Origin of the sequence: Kineosporia rhizophila, from assembly GCF_021277265.1 — a bacterium.
Taxonomy (GTDB): Bacteria; Actinomycetota; Actinomycetes; order Actinomycetales; family Kineosporiaceae; genus Kineosporia; species Kineosporia rhizophila.
This window is the reverse complement of the sequence record NZ_JAJSOH010000004.1, coordinates 301,062-314,708: the sequence shown is the minus strand read 5'-3', so window position 1 is coordinate 314,708 and position 13,647 is coordinate 301,062. Positions and strand designations below refer to the sequence as shown.

Annotated in this window: 16 protein-coding genes and 2 tRNA genes; 7 read left to right on the top strand and 11 right to left on the bottom strand. The window is 68.3% G+C overall.

All coding sequences use genetic code 11. The annotated features are described in order from the left end of the window. Positions 1-69 precede the first annotated feature (69 nt). Positions 70-588: an SRPBCC family protein gene (locus LWF15_RS09840; RefSeq protein ID WP_232810118.1), complete on the top strand. Its 519-nt coding sequence runs from the start codon at positions 70-72 to the stop codon at positions 586-588. Between the two features lie 98 nt (positions 589-686). Here the strand turns inward: LWF15_RS09840 and LWF15_RS09835 are convergent. Next, positions 687-759 (bottom strand) — tRNA-Ala (locus LWF15_RS09835). 116 nt (positions 760-875) lie between these two features. Next, positions 876-2,447 (bottom strand): pectate lyase family protein, encoded by a 1,572-nt coding sequence (locus LWF15_RS09830; RefSeq protein ID WP_232810117.1) that lies wholly within the window; start codon positions 2,445-2,447, stop codon positions 876-878. A gap of 313 nt (positions 2,448-2,760) precedes the next feature. On the opposite strand from LWF15_RS09830, the gene LWF15_RS09825 reads away from it, so the two are divergent. Then, positions 2,761-3,813 (top strand): glycerophosphodiester phosphodiesterase family protein, encoded by a 1,053-nt coding sequence (locus tag LWF15_RS09825; protein ID WP_269809859.1) that lies wholly within the window; start codon positions 2,761-2,763, stop codon positions 3,811-3,813. 88 nt (positions 3,814-3,901) lie between these two features. Further along, entirely contained in the window at positions 3,902-4,735 is an 834-nt protein-coding gene (locus tag LWF15_RS09820; RefSeq protein ID WP_232810115.1) for a calcium-binding protein, read from the top strand. A gap of 62 nt (positions 4,736-4,797) precedes the next feature. Here the strand turns inward: LWF15_RS09820 and LWF15_RS09815 are convergent, their stop codons facing one another. From LWF15_RS09815 to LWF15_RS09805, 3 genes are all read right to left on the bottom strand, one after another. Further along, positions 4,798-5,730, bottom strand: a complete 933-nt coding sequence (locus LWF15_RS09815) for an NADP-dependent oxidoreductase (RefSeq protein WP_232810114.1) — start codon at positions 5,728-5,730, stop codon at positions 4,798-4,800. Between the two features lie 156 nt (positions 5,731-5,886). Continuing rightward, the gene (locus tag LWF15_RS09810) at positions 5,887-6,363 is read right to left on the bottom strand and encodes a HEPN domain-containing protein (protein ID WP_232810113.1); all 477 of its coding nucleotides are present in this window, start codon (positions 6,361-6,363) and stop codon (positions 5,887-5,889) included. 4 nt (positions 6,364-6,367) lie between these two features. After that, positions 6,368-6,946, bottom strand: a complete 579-nt coding sequence (locus LWF15_RS09805) for an ArsR family transcriptional regulator (protein WP_232810112.1) — start codon at positions 6,944-6,946, stop codon at positions 6,368-6,370. A gap of 281 nt (positions 6,947-7,227) precedes the next feature. Between LWF15_RS09805 and LWF15_RS09800 the strand changes: the two genes are divergently transcribed. From LWF15_RS09800 to LWF15_RS09790, 3 genes are read left to right on the top strand one after another with little or no spacing between them, the layout of a single operon-like run. Further along, positions 7,228-8,442 (top strand): epoxide hydrolase family protein, encoded by a 1,215-nt coding sequence (locus tag LWF15_RS09800; protein ID WP_232810111.1) that lies wholly within the window; start codon positions 7,228-7,230, stop codon positions 8,440-8,442. Beyond that, positions 8,439-8,894 carry a MerR family transcriptional regulator gene (locus LWF15_RS09795; RefSeq protein ID WP_232810110.1) on the top strand — a complete coding sequence of 152 codons (456 nt, stop codon included), beginning with the start codon at positions 8,439-8,441 and terminating at the stop codon, positions 8,892-8,894. The genes LWF15_RS09800 and LWF15_RS09795 overlap by 4 nt, the downstream gene beginning before the upstream one ends. Before the next feature lie 9 nt (positions 8,895-8,903). After that, on the top strand, positions 8,904-9,833 hold the full coding sequence (locus LWF15_RS09790) for an NAD-dependent epimerase/dehydratase family protein (RefSeq protein WP_232810109.1): 930 nt from the start codon (positions 8,904-8,906) through the stop codon (positions 9,831-9,833). 87 nt (positions 9,834-9,920) lie between these two features. On the opposite strand, the gene LWF15_RS09785 is transcribed toward LWF15_RS09790, so the two are convergent. Both LWF15_RS09785 and LWF15_RS09780 read right to left on the bottom strand, forming a co-directional pair. Then, positions 9,921-9,996 (bottom strand) — tRNA-Ala (locus tag LWF15_RS09785). Positions 9,997-10,068: 72 nt separating this feature from the next. Continuing rightward, positions 10,069-11,028 carry a Rossmann-fold NAD(P)-binding domain-containing protein gene (locus LWF15_RS09780; RefSeq protein ID WP_232810108.1) on the bottom strand — a complete coding sequence of 320 codons (960 nt, stop codon included), beginning with the start codon at positions 11,026-11,028 and terminating at the stop codon, positions 10,069-10,071. A gap of 92 nt (positions 11,029-11,120) precedes the next feature. Here LWF15_RS09780 and LWF15_RS09775 point away from each other — a divergent pair, with 92 nt between their 5' ends. After that, on the top strand, positions 11,121-11,693 hold the full coding sequence (locus tag LWF15_RS09775; protein WP_232810107.1) for a TetR/AcrR family transcriptional regulator: 573 nt from the start codon (positions 11,121-11,123) through the stop codon (positions 11,691-11,693). Here LWF15_RS09775 and LWF15_RS09770 read toward each other — a convergent pair. The 4 genes from LWF15_RS09770 to LWF15_RS09755 all read right to left on the bottom strand — a co-directional run bounded on the left by LWF15_RS09770 (position 11,686) and on the right by LWF15_RS09755 (position 13,550). Then, positions 11,686-12,300: a histidine phosphatase family protein gene (locus tag LWF15_RS09770; protein WP_232810106.1), complete on the bottom strand. Its 615-nt coding sequence runs from the start codon at positions 12,298-12,300 to the stop codon at positions 11,686-11,688. The two genes, LWF15_RS09775 and LWF15_RS09770, sit on opposite strands and share 8 nt — an antisense overlap. Then, positions 12,297-12,683: a ribosome silencing factor gene (gene rsfS, locus LWF15_RS09765; protein WP_232810105.1), complete on the bottom strand. Its 387-nt coding sequence runs from the start codon at positions 12,681-12,683 to the stop codon at positions 12,297-12,299. The genes LWF15_RS09770 and rsfS overlap by 4 nt, the downstream gene beginning before the upstream one ends. A gap of 21 nt (positions 12,684-12,704) precedes the next feature. Next, positions 12,705-13,289, bottom strand: a complete 585-nt coding sequence (gene nadD, locus LWF15_RS09760; RefSeq protein WP_352396652.1) for a nicotinate-nucleotide adenylyltransferase — start codon at positions 13,287-13,289, stop codon at positions 12,705-12,707. Positions 13,290-13,358: 69 nt separating this feature from the next. Further along, positions 13,359-13,550, bottom strand: coding sequence for a hypothetical protein (locus LWF15_RS09755; RefSeq protein WP_232810103.1), 192 nt, complete (start codon positions 13,548-13,550; stop codon positions 13,359-13,361). Positions 13,551-13,647 lie beyond the last annotated feature (97 nt).

The following is a 13,647-nucleotide window of genomic DNA, read 5'->3' as shown; positions in this document are numbered from 1 at the left end:
AGGCTCGCCTATTCCAGACATCGTTCAGACTATTGGTAGATCGATGTCTTGCCGACTTAGCGTGAACGCATGACGACACAGAACGCGATCACCTGGCCCGAGCGCTACCTTCCCGGCACCGGCGACAACTTCGTCTCGAACGAGGTCGTGGTGGCCGGCCTGAGCGCCGCCCAGGTCTGGCCCCTCCTGACCGACACCAGCCGCTGGGAGGGCTACTACGACAACGTCGCCGACATCAGCTTCCCGGCCGGCGACGGCCCGGTGCTGTCCCAGGGCGTCCACTTCTCGTTCGGCACGTTCGGCTTCCCGCCGCTGGATGCCGAGGTGGTCGAGCTCCAGCACCCGGGCGAGGGCACCCCCGGCCGGCTGTCCTGGACGGCGAAGCAGGAGGGCACGCCGGACGAGAAGCTGGACGTGCTGCACGCCTGGCTGGTCGAGGACCTGCCCGGTGGCCGGGTGCGCGTGCTCACTCAAGAGACCCAGATCGGCCGCCCTGCCGCCGAACTCGCGGCCCAGCGGCCCAACCCGATGCTCAACGGGCACCAGGCGTGGCTGGACGGCCTGGTCGGGGCCGCCCGGAACTCCTGAAGGGTCACGCCGGCGACAGCCCTCATCGCGGACCACGCGACACCAAAACGGAAACAGCCGGGCCGACAATGTCGGACCCGGCCGTTAACCACATGCGGTGGAGCTGAGGGGATTCGAACCCCTGACCCCCTCCATGCCATGGAGGTGCGCTACCAGCTGCGCTACAGCCCCGCCCCTGGTTCGGCCCGCCTTGCGGCGTTCCTGCTCAGGAAGCTCCATGAGCATATCCCACTCCGGGGACTGCTCCGGACCACCCCTGACCGGCGAGCCGAACCGAGGTGGTGCGACTACTTCGCGTAGGTCTCGAACTCCGCGATCTGCGGGGTGCCCGAGGCCGCCTTGATCACCAGGGTCAGCTTCTTGGTGGAGACGGGGGTGAAGCTGGCCGTGCCGGTCTTGGTGCCGGAGGCGAGGACCTTGTTCTTGTTGGTCTCGTCGACCAGCTGCCAGGAGGTGACCTTGCTCGACGTCTCCTTGATCACCACGGAGCCGACGGTCTTGGTGCCGGCGAACTTGACCGACACGTCGCCGGTGGTGCCGCTGGGCGACCAGTACGTCTTGGTGTCGCCGTCGATCACCTTGCCGAAGCTGGTGCCCGAGGCCTTGCTGCTGCCGTCCGCGCCCGCGCCGATGGACAGGTTGGTGCCCGTCGGGGTGCTCGGGTTGCTGGTGGTGGGCGGCGTGGTGGTCACCGGCGGCGTCGTGGTGGCCGGGGTGGTGGTGGCCGGGTTCGACGTGGTGGCGCTCGGGGCCGGGACGGTGGTGCTGCCGTCCGACGTCTTCAGGCCGGTGCCGGCACCGGCCATGCTCTTGACGATCGTCGGGACCGAGGCGGCCGCGTCCAGCTTGGCCGTGTAGGGCACGGTCACGGTGCCGTTGGAGGCCATGCTCGCCCCGGCGTGGATGCCGTCACCGGTCCAGGTCACGTTGTCGAGGACGTTGCCCGCGGTCTGCCAGGTGCCCTTGAGGTCGGTGTAGTAGGTGCCCAGGACGTTCTGCGAGTTCTTGAAGTAGTTGTTCTGGACCAGGGCCTTGCCGCCGTTGCGCGGGTTGATGCCCGAGGAGCCCAGGTTCTCGTAGTAGTTGTTGTAGATGTGCGCGGTGGCCGCCCGCAGCAGCGGCGCGCGCGACTCGATGTTCAGGTAGTAGTTGTGGTGGTAGGTCACCGGGCCGTTGCCGGTGTCCGTGTCACTGGAACCGACCAGGCCACCACGGCCCGAGTTCTTCAGCACGCTGTACGAGAGGGTCACGTACTTGGTGCCCGACTTCATGTCGAAAAGGCCGTCGTAGCCCTCGGACTCGCCGCCGGAGGCCTCGAGGGTCAGGTGGTCGGCCCAGACGTTGGTGACGCCCGACTCCATGCCGATCGCGTCACCACCGTTGGAGGTGGCGCCGTTCGACTTCTTCACGTTCTTCACGTGCAGGTTCTGCAGGATGATGTTCTTGGCACCGCGCAGGTGGATACCGATCTGGTCGAACACCGCGCTGCTGCCGACCCCGACCAGGCTGATGTTGCTGACGTCCTTCAGCTCGATCACGCCCGCCGCGGTGCTGCAGCTACCGGATACCTTGGCGGTGTTGCCGATCGTGATGGTGCCCGCGACCTCGATGATGATCGGGGTGTCCACCGCCGCGCGACCGCAAATGGCCTCGTGGATCTGGGTTCCCGTGGTCGCCCGGACGGTCTTGCCGCCCGCGCCACCGGTGGTGCCGCCGTTCTGCGCCGCGAAGCCGTTCGCACCGCTGGGTTCGGCGGCCGTGGCGCCCTGCAGGTTCACCACGGCGGCGGTGGCCACCGCGGCGACCGCAACCGTCGCTGCGCCGCCGATACCCAGAACGCGCTTGCCCCGTCGCTTCATCGATGTCTTCCAATCGTTTCCCGCCGCCCGCCGGTTCGGGCCGCTGTTCCGCCCCCTTAGTCGCACCAGGAGGCCCGAAAGTTGCCTTGTTCCGGAAGTTTTTCGCTGGATCGCCAACAGAGGACGGGGTGGGTCAAGCGAGCGTCAAGGTCAACTTGTTTCTGTCTCACGGCTTTGCGGTCACCTCGGCGACCACCAGAGCCCGGCCAACATTCACCGCCGTCTCACGCGGGCGCCATTACCGCCGAACTACGGTGATTACGGACTTCCCGGGCAGTCGTGATGAATCACCGACGCATCGATCGGAGATCTGATGCCCCTGCACTCCCGGACGAGGCGACTCGTCCTCACTGCAGTTCTGACCCTGTGCGGCGCGAGCGTGACCCTTCCCGCCCACGCCGCCACCCCTCGTCCATTGTTTGATCTGCAGGCCCACCGCGGTGGGATCGGCCTGACCACCGAGAGCTCGATCGAGGGTTTCGCCAAGGCTCTCCAGGTGGGGGTGAGCACCCTGGAGCTCGACACCCAGGTCACCAAGGACGAGAAGGTCATGGTGACGCACGACCGGCAGGTCAACGCCACCAAGTGCCGCGACACAGCACCGGTCTCACCTGGTGACCCGCAGTACCCGTACGCGGGTAAATACGTGAAGGACCTCACGCTCGCCCAGCTCAAGACCCTGAACTGCGGCTACCAGCAGTTGCCGGGCTACCCCAGCCAGGAAGTGGCTCAGGGGATGCGGATGATCGAACTCAAAGACGTGTTCGGTCTCGTACGTAAGCACCGCGCCTGGGGCGTGAAGCTGAACATCGAGACCAAGGTGGAAGCCGGGGCGCCGGAGCAGACCGCCCCCAGGAAGGTTTTCGTACGGCGGGTTTTCGAGGAGATCCGTGCCTCCGGACTGCAGCGTCAGGTAACGGTTCAGTCGTTCGACTGGGGAGCGCTGCGGCTGATGCACCAGCTGGCGCCGCGCTTGTCCCTCGTCGCACTCACCAACTACGACTTCCTGCAGGTGGGTAAGCCGGGTGCCTCTCCCTGGCTGGGTGGGATCGACGCCGACGACTATGACGGCGACTTCGTACGGGCGGCCGACGCCGTCCCCGGTGTGAAGACCCTCTCCCCCGTGTACGGCTTCCCCCAGAACGGCACGATCGCCGACCCCACGTTCCGCTTCTACGTAGACAGCTCCATGGTGCGGCGGGCCCACGCCCGAGGGCTGAAGGTGGTGCCCTGGACTGCCAACGACCTGCCCACCATCGCGGCCCTGATAGACCTGGGGATCGACGGGATCATCACCGACTATCCCGACCGGGTACGGGAGCTGATGGCCGAGCGCGGGCTGCGGCTGCCCAAGCAGTACCGCTGATCCGGCCGTACGGCAGACCAGGGCAGCTTCTTGGCGTAGCGTGCCGATGCTCGATGATGAGTCACATCTTCTGCAGAGGACGCACACCATGGCTCTGTTTACTGCCGTCCGCCGCACGGCCTCTGTGCTGGCGCTCGGCCTCGTCCCGTTCGCCCTGGTCGACACCGCCCATGCCGCTCCACGGGTCGGGGCCACGGTGGCGGAGAAGGACGGCCGGCTGGTCTACACCGCGGCGCCCGGCGTGGTGAACGACGTAGCGGTCTCGGTCCGCTGGAACACCGCTCAGGACAAGCTCGTCTACCTGATCGATGATGCCGTCCGGATCAAGGCCGGAGGGCCCTGCATCCATCCGGACGAGGACGACACCACCAAGGTGCGGTGCACACTGACGCCGCCCGACGAGACCGACCAGAAGCCCGTGCTGAACCTGAAGCTGGGCGACCGCAACGACTCCGTCTCGCTGGTCGACCGCACCGGTAAGGGCGAGTTCTTCAACACCGTGGCTCTCGGCCCGGGCGCTGACCGCTACAAGGGCAGCACCACCGAGATCGACCGCAACCTGGTGCTGGGGCACACCGGCAACGACACGATCGAGGCCGGGGCGCAGGCCGCTGTGATGAGCGGCGACGGCAACGACCGGATCACTCTCTCCGGGGCGGACAGTGCTGCCTCGGCCGGCCCGGGTGACGACGAGATCCGGGCCGGGGCCGGGTTCCAGCACCTGATCGGCGGTCCCGGTGACGACCGGATCTGGGGCGGCGCGGGCAACGACCAGATCTTCGGTGAGGACGGGAACGACCGGCTCTGGGGACAGGGCGGGAACGACCTGATCCGCGGGGACAACGGGAACGACCACATCTGGGGCGGCAAGGGCGACGACGTGCTGCGCGGTGGGCCGGGGCGGAACGTGGTGAAGCAGTAGATCGGGCCGGACAGGAAGGCGGCCGGACCAACGATGTCGGTCCGGCCAGCCTGCGGTCCTGATCAGGAGGCCAGGACGATGACCTTGCCGGGGATACGGCCGGCGGCGGCCTCGGCGTGCAGGGCGGGCAGCTCGGCCAGCGGGATCCGGCGGGTGACCTCCACCTTGAGCTCGCCCTTGTCGACCAGGGACACCAGCTCGGTCAGGCGCTCGCGGTTCGGCAGGACGAACACCGTGGCCGCGGTGACGTTGCGGGCCTCGTCGCTGGGGGTGGCCATGAAGGCGGTGGTGCTGACCACCTTGCCGCCGTCGCGGACCAGGGCCACCAGGGCGGCGAACTGCTCCGGGTCGATGGGGGCGAGGTTGAGCAGTACATCGACCTGCCCCTCGACCGCGCTCAGCAGGTCGGTGGCGGTGTAGTCGACGATCTCGTCGGCGCCGGCGGCGCGGACGGCCTCCTCGCTGCGCGGGCTGGCGGTGGCCACCACGTGCACGCCCGCTCGCTTGGCCAACGCGATGGCGTACTTACCGACCACGCCGCCGGCGCCGTTGATCAGCACGCGCTGCCCGGCCTGCAGGTTGCCGTCGTCGAACAGTGCCTGCCAGGCAGTCAGTGCCACCGACGGCAGACCGGCCGCGTCGGCCAGCGGGATGCTGGTGGGAGCGGTGACCAGGCGGTCGGCCGGGACGATCGTGTACTCGGCCGCGCCGCCGTCCCGCTCCATCGGGAAGAAACCGACGACCTGATCGCCGACCGAGAGGCCGTCCACGCCCTCACCAAGCGCGTCGACCGTGCCCGAGACGTCGTAGCCGGGCACGTGCGGCAGCACCACCGGGATGGGGAGGAAGCCGGCCCGCATGCCGTTGTCGGCCGCATTGAACGCCGAGGCCGCGACTCGGATCCGGACCTCGCCGGCGCCGGGGGTGGGCTGCTCGACGTCCTCGAAGCGCAGAACCTCGGGGCCGCCGACCTCGTGGAAACGCACTGCCTTCATGGCTGAACCTGCTCTCGTGAAATGTTGCCGTCGGGGTGACGTCAACAAACTTCGCAGGTTCGCGAGCAATGATCCTGGGCCAGATCGGCCCACCCAGACGACGGCCTGTCCGCCCGGAACGAGACCCGCTGCTCCGTCCGGTGCGAACCCCCGTGATCACGCTCGCTGAGTCACGAACACTGTCATCTGAGGCAGCACACGCTCCACCGCATCGACGATCGCTGCCGCCGCCGGCAGGTCGGCCTCGACATCTTCGGCATGCAGTCGGTCTTCGGAACCCGCGTAGTCACCGTCATTGCGGCGTCGCTTGATCCGCCGCATAGGACGCATGACCTCTCCGAGCGGCGGCACCAACTGTGCTTGCACTGCCTCAATTACGACCTCATGCCCTCCGGCCCTGGTGGGACGGAGCCCCTGCTGAATCAGGAGGGCCGTAAGCGCCTTACGTGCCGCCGCGTACAGCGCCCCGTAAGCGATCTCCGGATCCAGGTCCGAAACGCTCTGAGCTGTTTGCAGATGAGAGTGCGCCTTGGCCAGTAAGTGCTGGGCCTCGGACTCGTTACCCGGTACGTGCTCAAGGTGACCCCGCCTGAGCAGATCTTCGATGACGTCGCGTCCCTTGTTCCAGCTCACAGTCTCATTCCCCCGAAGAGAGTTTCAGCAGAGGACGCCGTCTCACCTCACTGAGAAACGGGTCGTCCTGGGCAGACCAGCGTTGCCACGAAACGACAGTGGCGTTGACCTCGCGCCACAGGCGCCGGGCGGCTCGCTCAGCCGCGTCGTACACGTCGTCACGATCGACCGGGCCGACGACGAGGACGTCCACGTCGCCTGGCACCGACCCCCATTCCCCCTCGTACCGGGCCGCCCACGATCCAAAAATGTACAGCTCTCCCAGACCGGACAGATCCCCGAACTCCTCCGGCACGACCTGCCGCGGTCCGAAGGTGACCGCGATGAGCTGCCGCAGCGGTTCCGTCGCCGGGTTGGTCTCGTTCGCTGAGACCAGTTGGGCCCGGCCCTGCTTGTCCACGACCAGCAGGCCACCCTCACGCAGGCGACTCACCTCACGGGCAACCGTCGGGAGCGGGGCGGCCAGGTCCCGCGCGAGGTCAGCGATGCTGATTGGCGTGCTGCCGAGCAGTACCCGGGCCAGCAGCTCCCCCTGGAGACGACTGCGCAGGAGCGGCAACAATGGCGAGGCTGAAGCTCTCATATCACGAGAGCTTACTCTCATAAATGGAGAGCTTCCCAGGCTGCTGACTGCTTGCTCAGCCGGACCGGCCGTCTTCCAGGCCCAGACCGCGATCGCGGCGCGATTACGGGCGCCCAGCTCCTCCTGGATGGTGGCCAAGTGGTTCTTGGCCGCACCGGGGCCGCCTGGACCTGGGCCAGGACCTCGCTCACGTCCCACTCATTCTGGCAACGCCTGGCCCAACTTCTGACGAGGCAACATCAGGAAAGCAGCTGTCCGCATCGGGTTCTAGCGTGCGTCGCATGACAACCAGCCGGCCCGACCTTCGCCCGTTCCGGATCGACATCCCGCAGTCTCAGCTCGACGACCTGGCAACCCGCCTGGCCACCACCAGGTGGCCGCAGGAGCTTCCCGGGGTCGGCTGGAGCCGCGGAGTCCCCACCGGATATCTCCGGGAGGTGGCCGACTACTGGCGCACCGACTACGACTGGCGTGCTCAGGAGGCCGTTCTCAACCAGTACCCGCAACACCTGATCACCATCGACGGGCAGAATCTGCACCACCTGCACGTGCGCTCGCCCGAACCAGACGCCACACCGCTGATCCTGTTGCACGGCTGGCCCGGCTCGGTGGTCGACTTCCTCAACGTGATCGGGCCCCTGTCCGATCCCCGTAGCCACGGCGGCGACCCCGCCGACGCCTTCCATCTGGTGATCCCGTCGCTGCCGGGTTTCGGGTTCTCCACACCCCTGGCCGGGCCGGGGATGAACGCGGCCCGGATCGCCGGGATCCTCGCGGCCCTGATGACCCAGCTCGGCTACGACCGGTACGGCGTGCACGGCTACGACATGGGCGCGTGGGTAGCCCCCAAAGTGGGTCAGCAGGACCCGGAGCGTGTCATCGGCATCCACCTCACCGCCATGGTCACCCTGCCGGTCGGGGCCGACGGGGAGATGGACAACCTCAGCGAGGCCGAACAGCAACGTTGGCAGCGGATGCAGAACTCCAACGACGGTTACTTCCAGTGCAACAGCAAACGCCCCCAGACCGTCGGTTACGCCCTGAACGACTCCCCGGCCGGCCAGCTGGCCTGGATCGTGGAGACGTTCAAGGAGCACACCGCTCCCGCAGAGGGGCTGCCGGAGGACAGCATCGACCGTGACCGCTTCCTCACCGACGTGTCGATCTACTGGCTGACCGGCACCGCCTCATCCGCCGCCCAGATCTACTACGAAGAGATCTCCCAGGGCGGGGCCGACTGGGGAGACAGCCAGCAGGACCGGGCCCTGAGCCAACTCGGGACCGTGCCCACCGGCGTCCTCGTGTCCGGCAACGACAACGCCATCCGGCCCTGGGCCGAGCGTGACCACAACATCGTGCACTGGACCGAACTCGGCCAAGGCGGTCACTTCCTGGCCATGGAAGCGCCCGGGCTGCTGGTCGACGACATCCAGGTGTTCTTCCGCAAGCTCGGCCTTGACTTAAAGCGCTTCAAGGGGCGCAGACTCCTGGCATGACGACGCAGGCGCCCGGAGCGGACTTGACCATCGCCCAGATGGCGGCCCGCTCCGGCTTCAGCGAACCGACTCTGCGCTACTACGAGAGGATCGGACTGCTGCGGGAAGTCGCCCGCGACCAGGACAGTGGTCACCGTCGCTACGACGAGGCGACTGCGCAGAGGGTGGAGGCCCTGGCCTGCCTACGGTCGTCAGGCGTGGGCGTGGCGGACATGCGCCGCTACCTGGAACTGCTCGAACGCAGTGACCAGGGGGACGAGGCGGCCCGGCGGGAGCAGCGAGATCTGTTCGCCGCGCACGCACAGCGCGTGGAGGAAGAGATCGCGACGCTGCGCGTCCGCGCCGAGTACCTACGACGCAAGACCGAACTATGGGACGCCCGTGTGCGCGGCGATGTCGACGGGGAGGCACGTGCCGTCGCAGCCGTGGGCGAGGTGATCCAGCGATTCTAGGAGGAACCGATGAACCGGACGATCGTGGTGACCGGAGCCAGTGGCTTCGTCGGCAATCATTCGGTGGTAAGGCTTTTGGACGACGGGGAGACGGTTCGGGCGGTTGTCCGCAACGCCGCAGGCAAAGACTTGGTGCTGCAGGCCGTCGCTCAGGCCGAGGCGAACGCGGCAGGTCTGGAGTTCGTCACGGCGACTCTGGACGATGAAAGTGGCTGGGATTCGGCCCTGGAGGGCGCGGACGGGGTGTTGCACCACGCTTCTCCTTTCCCAGCGGCGGAACCGGACGACCCCGAGCACATCATTCGGCCTGCCCGCGACGGTGCTCTACGGGTGCTGGCTGCCGCGCGACGGCAGAATGTGCGGCGGGTTGTCCTGACCTCGTCGTTCGCTGCGGTGGGGTACTCCCGTCACAGCGGCGAGCCCTACACCGAGGCGGACTGGACTGACGGAGAAGACACGTCGCTTCCCGCGTACATCCGCTCCAAGGCCCTGGCCGAACGTGCGGCGTGGAAGTTCGCGGCCGACGGGGGTCCGGAACTGGTGGTGGTCAACCCGACCGGCATCTTCGGGCCGGCCCTCTCCCCGAAGCTGTCCGTCTCGGTGGAGATGGTGGCTGCGCTGCGCTCGGGCCAATCCCTGTCCGGTCCCGGCCGCCCCTTCACGATCGTTGACGTACGGGACGTCGTTGAGCTGCACCTTCGCGCTCTGGATGCCCCCGAAGCAGTGGGACGACGCTTCATCGCCTCTTCGGGGCGTCCGGTGACGGTGGAGTGGATGGCGCGTGTTCTGGCCGAAGGGCCGGGGGTGGCAGCGCCGGCCACGGACACCCCGCCGATCTCGGCCGAGGCGGCCCGGAACATCCTGGGCTGGGGGCCGCGGGATCCCGCATCCACCATTCTCGACACTGCCGACAGCCTGCCGGGCCTGCTGCCCGCCTGACCTACCACCAATGAAAACGGCCGGGCCGACAGTGTCGGCCCGGCCAGTGGCTCTGACCCCCGTCAGGAGGTTCGAACAAGCCACCTTTGGTGGAGCTGAGGGGATTCGAACCCCTGACCCCCTCCATGCCATGGAGGTGCGCTACCAGCTGCGCTACAGCCCCGCCACGCGACGAGCCCGCTTGCGCGGCCTCTCGTTCGGCGTCATGGAACTTTACCGCAGGACACGGGGGCAACTACAAATCGAAAACTTCGGGAGCGTCGGCGGCGGCCCCAGAGAGCGTGACGAGCGCACCACCGGCAGGCGCCCCGGCGGCGAGAACGTCCTCCAGCGAAACCATTTCGTCCATGGTCACGATCCCGGGCCGAGTTCCGGCGATCCGGGTGGCCGCCAGGGCGGTGAGCACGCCGGTGGCTACGGACTGCCCCACACCAGCAGCAGCCAGGCGCTCGCCGGTGCGCCGATTGATGCAGATCACATGCCAATCGCTGGAACCGATGTGCGGTGAGCGGGCGAGCAGACCCTTCAAACGGGGCAGGCGGGCCACGACGCCGAGGGCACCTGCCGCCAGGGGAGAGCTCAGGGTCAGGTAGCTGCGGATTGGGCGCCCGAGAAGCCAATGGTCGGGAAAGTCGGCCCGGAGGTAACGGCGGGTACGCCCGTCTGGCCCAACGCCGGAAAGGCCTGAGGTCAGGTTGCGCACGGTGCCACCCTCAGCGGGCTTGTACAGGTCAGCCCCGATCAGGCCGGCGGTCCAGGCCACGGCGGCGGGGCCATGCGCTTCACCGCTGCCCAGCATGACCAGCACGTCGATCTCGTCGGAGGGGGCAGCCTTGAGCGCCTGCACCAGCACCGTGCTCAGCCCCGGGATCAGCCCCGCGCCCAGCAGCACGTTCGTCCCGCTCTCGCGTAACTGCTCCAGATACGCAGCAGTGGCCGAGATCTCGACCAGGGGTGTCTCCCCCACCGACGGGCCGATGCGAGCGTCCTCAATGCCCGATGCATTGACCACCACATCGACACTGGCCGCCGCCCGCTCCAAGGCGCGCCACCCGTCCATTGTTGGTAGTTCGATCCGGACCCCGCCGGGAACCGCCGTGCGCCCGGCCGGGATCACTACGTGCCCGTCGGCGAGCAGTTCGGCCGCAATCACTCGCCCGACTGCTCCGCGCGCACCCAGCAGCAACGTCTTCATGAGCTAACTCCAAACGCTTGGTTGGGTTTAGCAGCGTAGGCAGGTCTCGCCGATATCTGCAACCATCCGGTTGGAGTTGTACGGTGGTGGTCGTGGCATGGGACACCGAGGCGACCAGGAAGAAGCTTTTGGACGCGGGTGCGCGCCAGTTCGCGGCCCACGGGTTCGCGGGGGCCCGGATGGACGCGATCGGCCGGGACGCCGGCGTGAACAAGGAACGCGTCTACAAGTACTTCGGCGACAAGCAGCAGTTCTTCGCCGCAGTGCTGGCGCATGAGCTGTCGGGCTTGCTGGCGGACATCGACATGACGCCGAGCAGCCCCGGGGCGGTCGGCCGCTTCACCGGTGAGCTCTTCGACCGTTGCAACAGAAGGCCCGAGCTACCCCGGCTGCTGGCCTGGGAGAGCCTGGAGGTGGGGCAGGCAGTGGCGCTGGAGCGGCGGCGGCCGATCTGTGCGGGGCAGGTGGACTGCTTCCGCGCAGCAGTGCCGGGGCTGGATCAGGCGGCGGCCGAACACCTGCTGCTGACGGCGGTCACGCTGGTGACCGCCTGCTGGTCGCTGGGCGCGGTGGCGGAGTCGGTGCTGGGCGCCGGGCTGGATCTACCTACCCGACGCCAGGCCGTGGTCAGTCAGATGGAACTCCTGACCAAGGCCCTCAGCTGACGTTGTAGCGGCTCAGCCGCCAGCCCCGCTCAGAGTTCTGCAGTTCGGCCCAGTGCGCGTTGTGCAGGCCCTCCAGCGCGTACCAGGGCCAGTCGGGCGTACCCAGCAGCGAGAAGATGGCTCCCCGCAGGGCGCCGCCGTGCGACACACACACCAGCGTGCCGCCGGTCATCGCCTTCTCGGCCTCGACGATCGCGGCGGCGCAGCGCTCGGCCGCCTCTGACCGGGTCTCGCCGTCGTTGCCCAGCCGCACGTCGGCGTCGCCGCGGCGCCAGGCCGCGTAGTCGTCCGGCCAGACCTTCGTGATCTCGTCGCGGGTCAGGCCTTCCCAGGCGCCCGCGGAGACCTCGCGCAGCCGCGGCTCCAGCCCGACCTCGACGTGCAGCCGGGTGGCCAGGGCGCGGGCGGTCTGCGCGGCCCGGGCCAGGTCGGAGGAGAGGATCTTCACCTCGGTGCCGACCAGCTGCTGGTAGAGCGCCTCGGCGGTGCGCTGGGCCTGGCCCACGCCCACGTCGTCGAGCGGGATGTCGGTCTGCCCCTGGAAGCGCGCGGTGGCGTTCCAGGTGGTGCGACCGTGCCGGATCAGGATCACCCGGTCGGCGGTCACTCCTGGCCGCTCTGCGGCTGGTTGACCTCGGCCGGGAGCTCCAGGACCGGGCAGTCCTTCCAGAGCCGCTCGAGGGAGTAGTACTCGCGCTCGTCCTCGTGCTGCACGTGCACCACGATGTCGCCGAAGTCGAGGAGCACCCAGCGGCCCTCCTGCTGACCCTCCCGGCGGATCGGCTTGGCGCCCGCCTTGAGCAGCTCCTCCTCCACCCCGTCGACGACCGACCGGACCTGGCGCTCGTTGTTCGCCGAGGCCACCAGGAAGGTGTCGGTGATCACCAGGTGGTCACTGACGTCGATGGCGACGATGTCGGTGGCGAGCTTCTCGGCGGCCGCGCGGGCAGCACGGGTGGCGAGGTCGATGGCATGGTCTGACGCGGTCACACCCCCAACCATCTCACGCCTTCAGAGGGCTTCCGGACGCTCCGGACGGTAGAGGCCGTGCTTGGCGATGTACTGGACCACGCCGTCGGGCACGAGGTACCAGACCGGTTCCCCGTCGGCGACCCGGTCGCGGCAGTCGGTGGAGGAGATCGCCAGGGCCGGCACCTCGAGCAGGCTGATCCGGTCGGCGGGCAGGCCGGAGCCGTCCAGCCGGTGCCCCGGGCGGGTGACCCCGATGAAATAGGCCAGCTGGAACAGCTCGTCCGGGTTCTTCCAGGACAGGATCGCGGTGAGCGCGTCGGCACCGGTGATGAAGTACAGGTCCGCGTCCGGGTACAGCTCGGACAGGTCGCGCAGCGTGTCCTTGGTGTAGGTGGGCCCGCCGCGGTCGATGTCCACGCGGCTGACCGTGAACCGCGGGTTGGCCGCGGTGGCGATCACCGTCATCAGATAACGGTGCTCGGCCGGGCTGACTCGCCGGTCGTCGACCTTCTGCCAGGGCTCGCCGGTGGGCACGAACAGCACCTCGTCGAGACCGAACCGGCTGCCCACCTCCGAGGCCGCCACCAGGTGGCCGTGATGGACCGGGTCGAAGGTGCCGCCCATCACCCCGATGCGCCGCCGGGGCCGGTCCGGGGCCGGCCCGGCGAGCTCACCGGCGGAGGAGGCGTTCACTCAGTGCTTGCTGGCAACGTTGCGGAACGCGTACGTCAGCAGGAAGAGCACGAAGAAGATCACGGCCGCGATGAGCGGGTAGACCCACGCGTCGAGCGGCAGTTCGTGGTGCTCCTCGGCGGCCTCGGTGGCAGCGGCGACCAGAGCGGCGGGCACGATCATCGTGGAGAACCTCTCATCGAACGGGTGCACCGGGTGATCGTCCCGGGCGGACCTACTCTGCCATGCCGGGTTGCCACCCGCGCGAGCGGCCCGCCCACTGCCCGGTTCGCCGCCCGGCCGGGGCCAC

Bases quoted from the DNA above. Each gene is read 5' to 3' on its own strand.
- LWF15_RS09840 (WP_232810118.1), top strand. From the start codon at position 70: ATGACGACACAGAACGCGATCACCTGGCCCGAGCGCTACCTTCCCGGC.
- LWF15_RS09830 (WP_232810117.1), bottom strand. From the start codon at position 2,447: ATGAAGCGACGGGGCAAGCGCGTTCTGGGTATCGGCGGCGCAGCGACG.
- LWF15_RS09825 (WP_269809859.1), top strand. From the start codon at position 2,761: ATGCCCCTGCACTCCCGGACGAGGCGACTCGTCCTCACTGCAGTTCTG.
- LWF15_RS09820 (WP_232810115.1), top strand. From the start codon at position 3,902: ATGGCTCTGTTTACTGCCGTCCGCCGCACGGCCTCTGTGCTGGCGCTC.
- LWF15_RS09815 (WP_232810114.1), bottom strand. From the start codon at position 5,730: ATGAAGGCAGTGCGTTTCCACGAGGTCGGCGGCCCCGAGGTTCTGCGC.
- LWF15_RS09805 (WP_232810112.1), bottom strand. From the start codon at position 6,946: ATGAGAGCTTCAGCCTCGCCATTGTTGCCGCTCCTGCGCAGTCGTCTC.
- LWF15_RS09800 (WP_232810111.1), top strand. From the start codon at position 7,228: ATGACAACCAGCCGGCCCGACCTTCGCCCGTTCCGGATCGACATCCCG.
- LWF15_RS09795 (WP_232810110.1), top strand. From the start codon at position 8,439: ATGACGACGCAGGCGCCCGGAGCGGACTTGACCATCGCCCAGATGGCG.
- LWF15_RS09790 (WP_232810109.1), top strand. From the start codon at position 8,904: ATGAACCGGACGATCGTGGTGACCGGAGCCAGTGGCTTCGTCGGCAAT.
- LWF15_RS09780 (WP_232810108.1), bottom strand. From the start codon at position 11,028: ATGAAGACGTTGCTGCTGGGTGCGCGCGGAGCAGTCGGGCGAGTGATT.
- nadD (WP_352396652.1), bottom strand. From the start codon at position 13,289: ATGGGCGGCACCTTCGACCCGGTCCATCACGGCCACCTGGTGGCGGCC.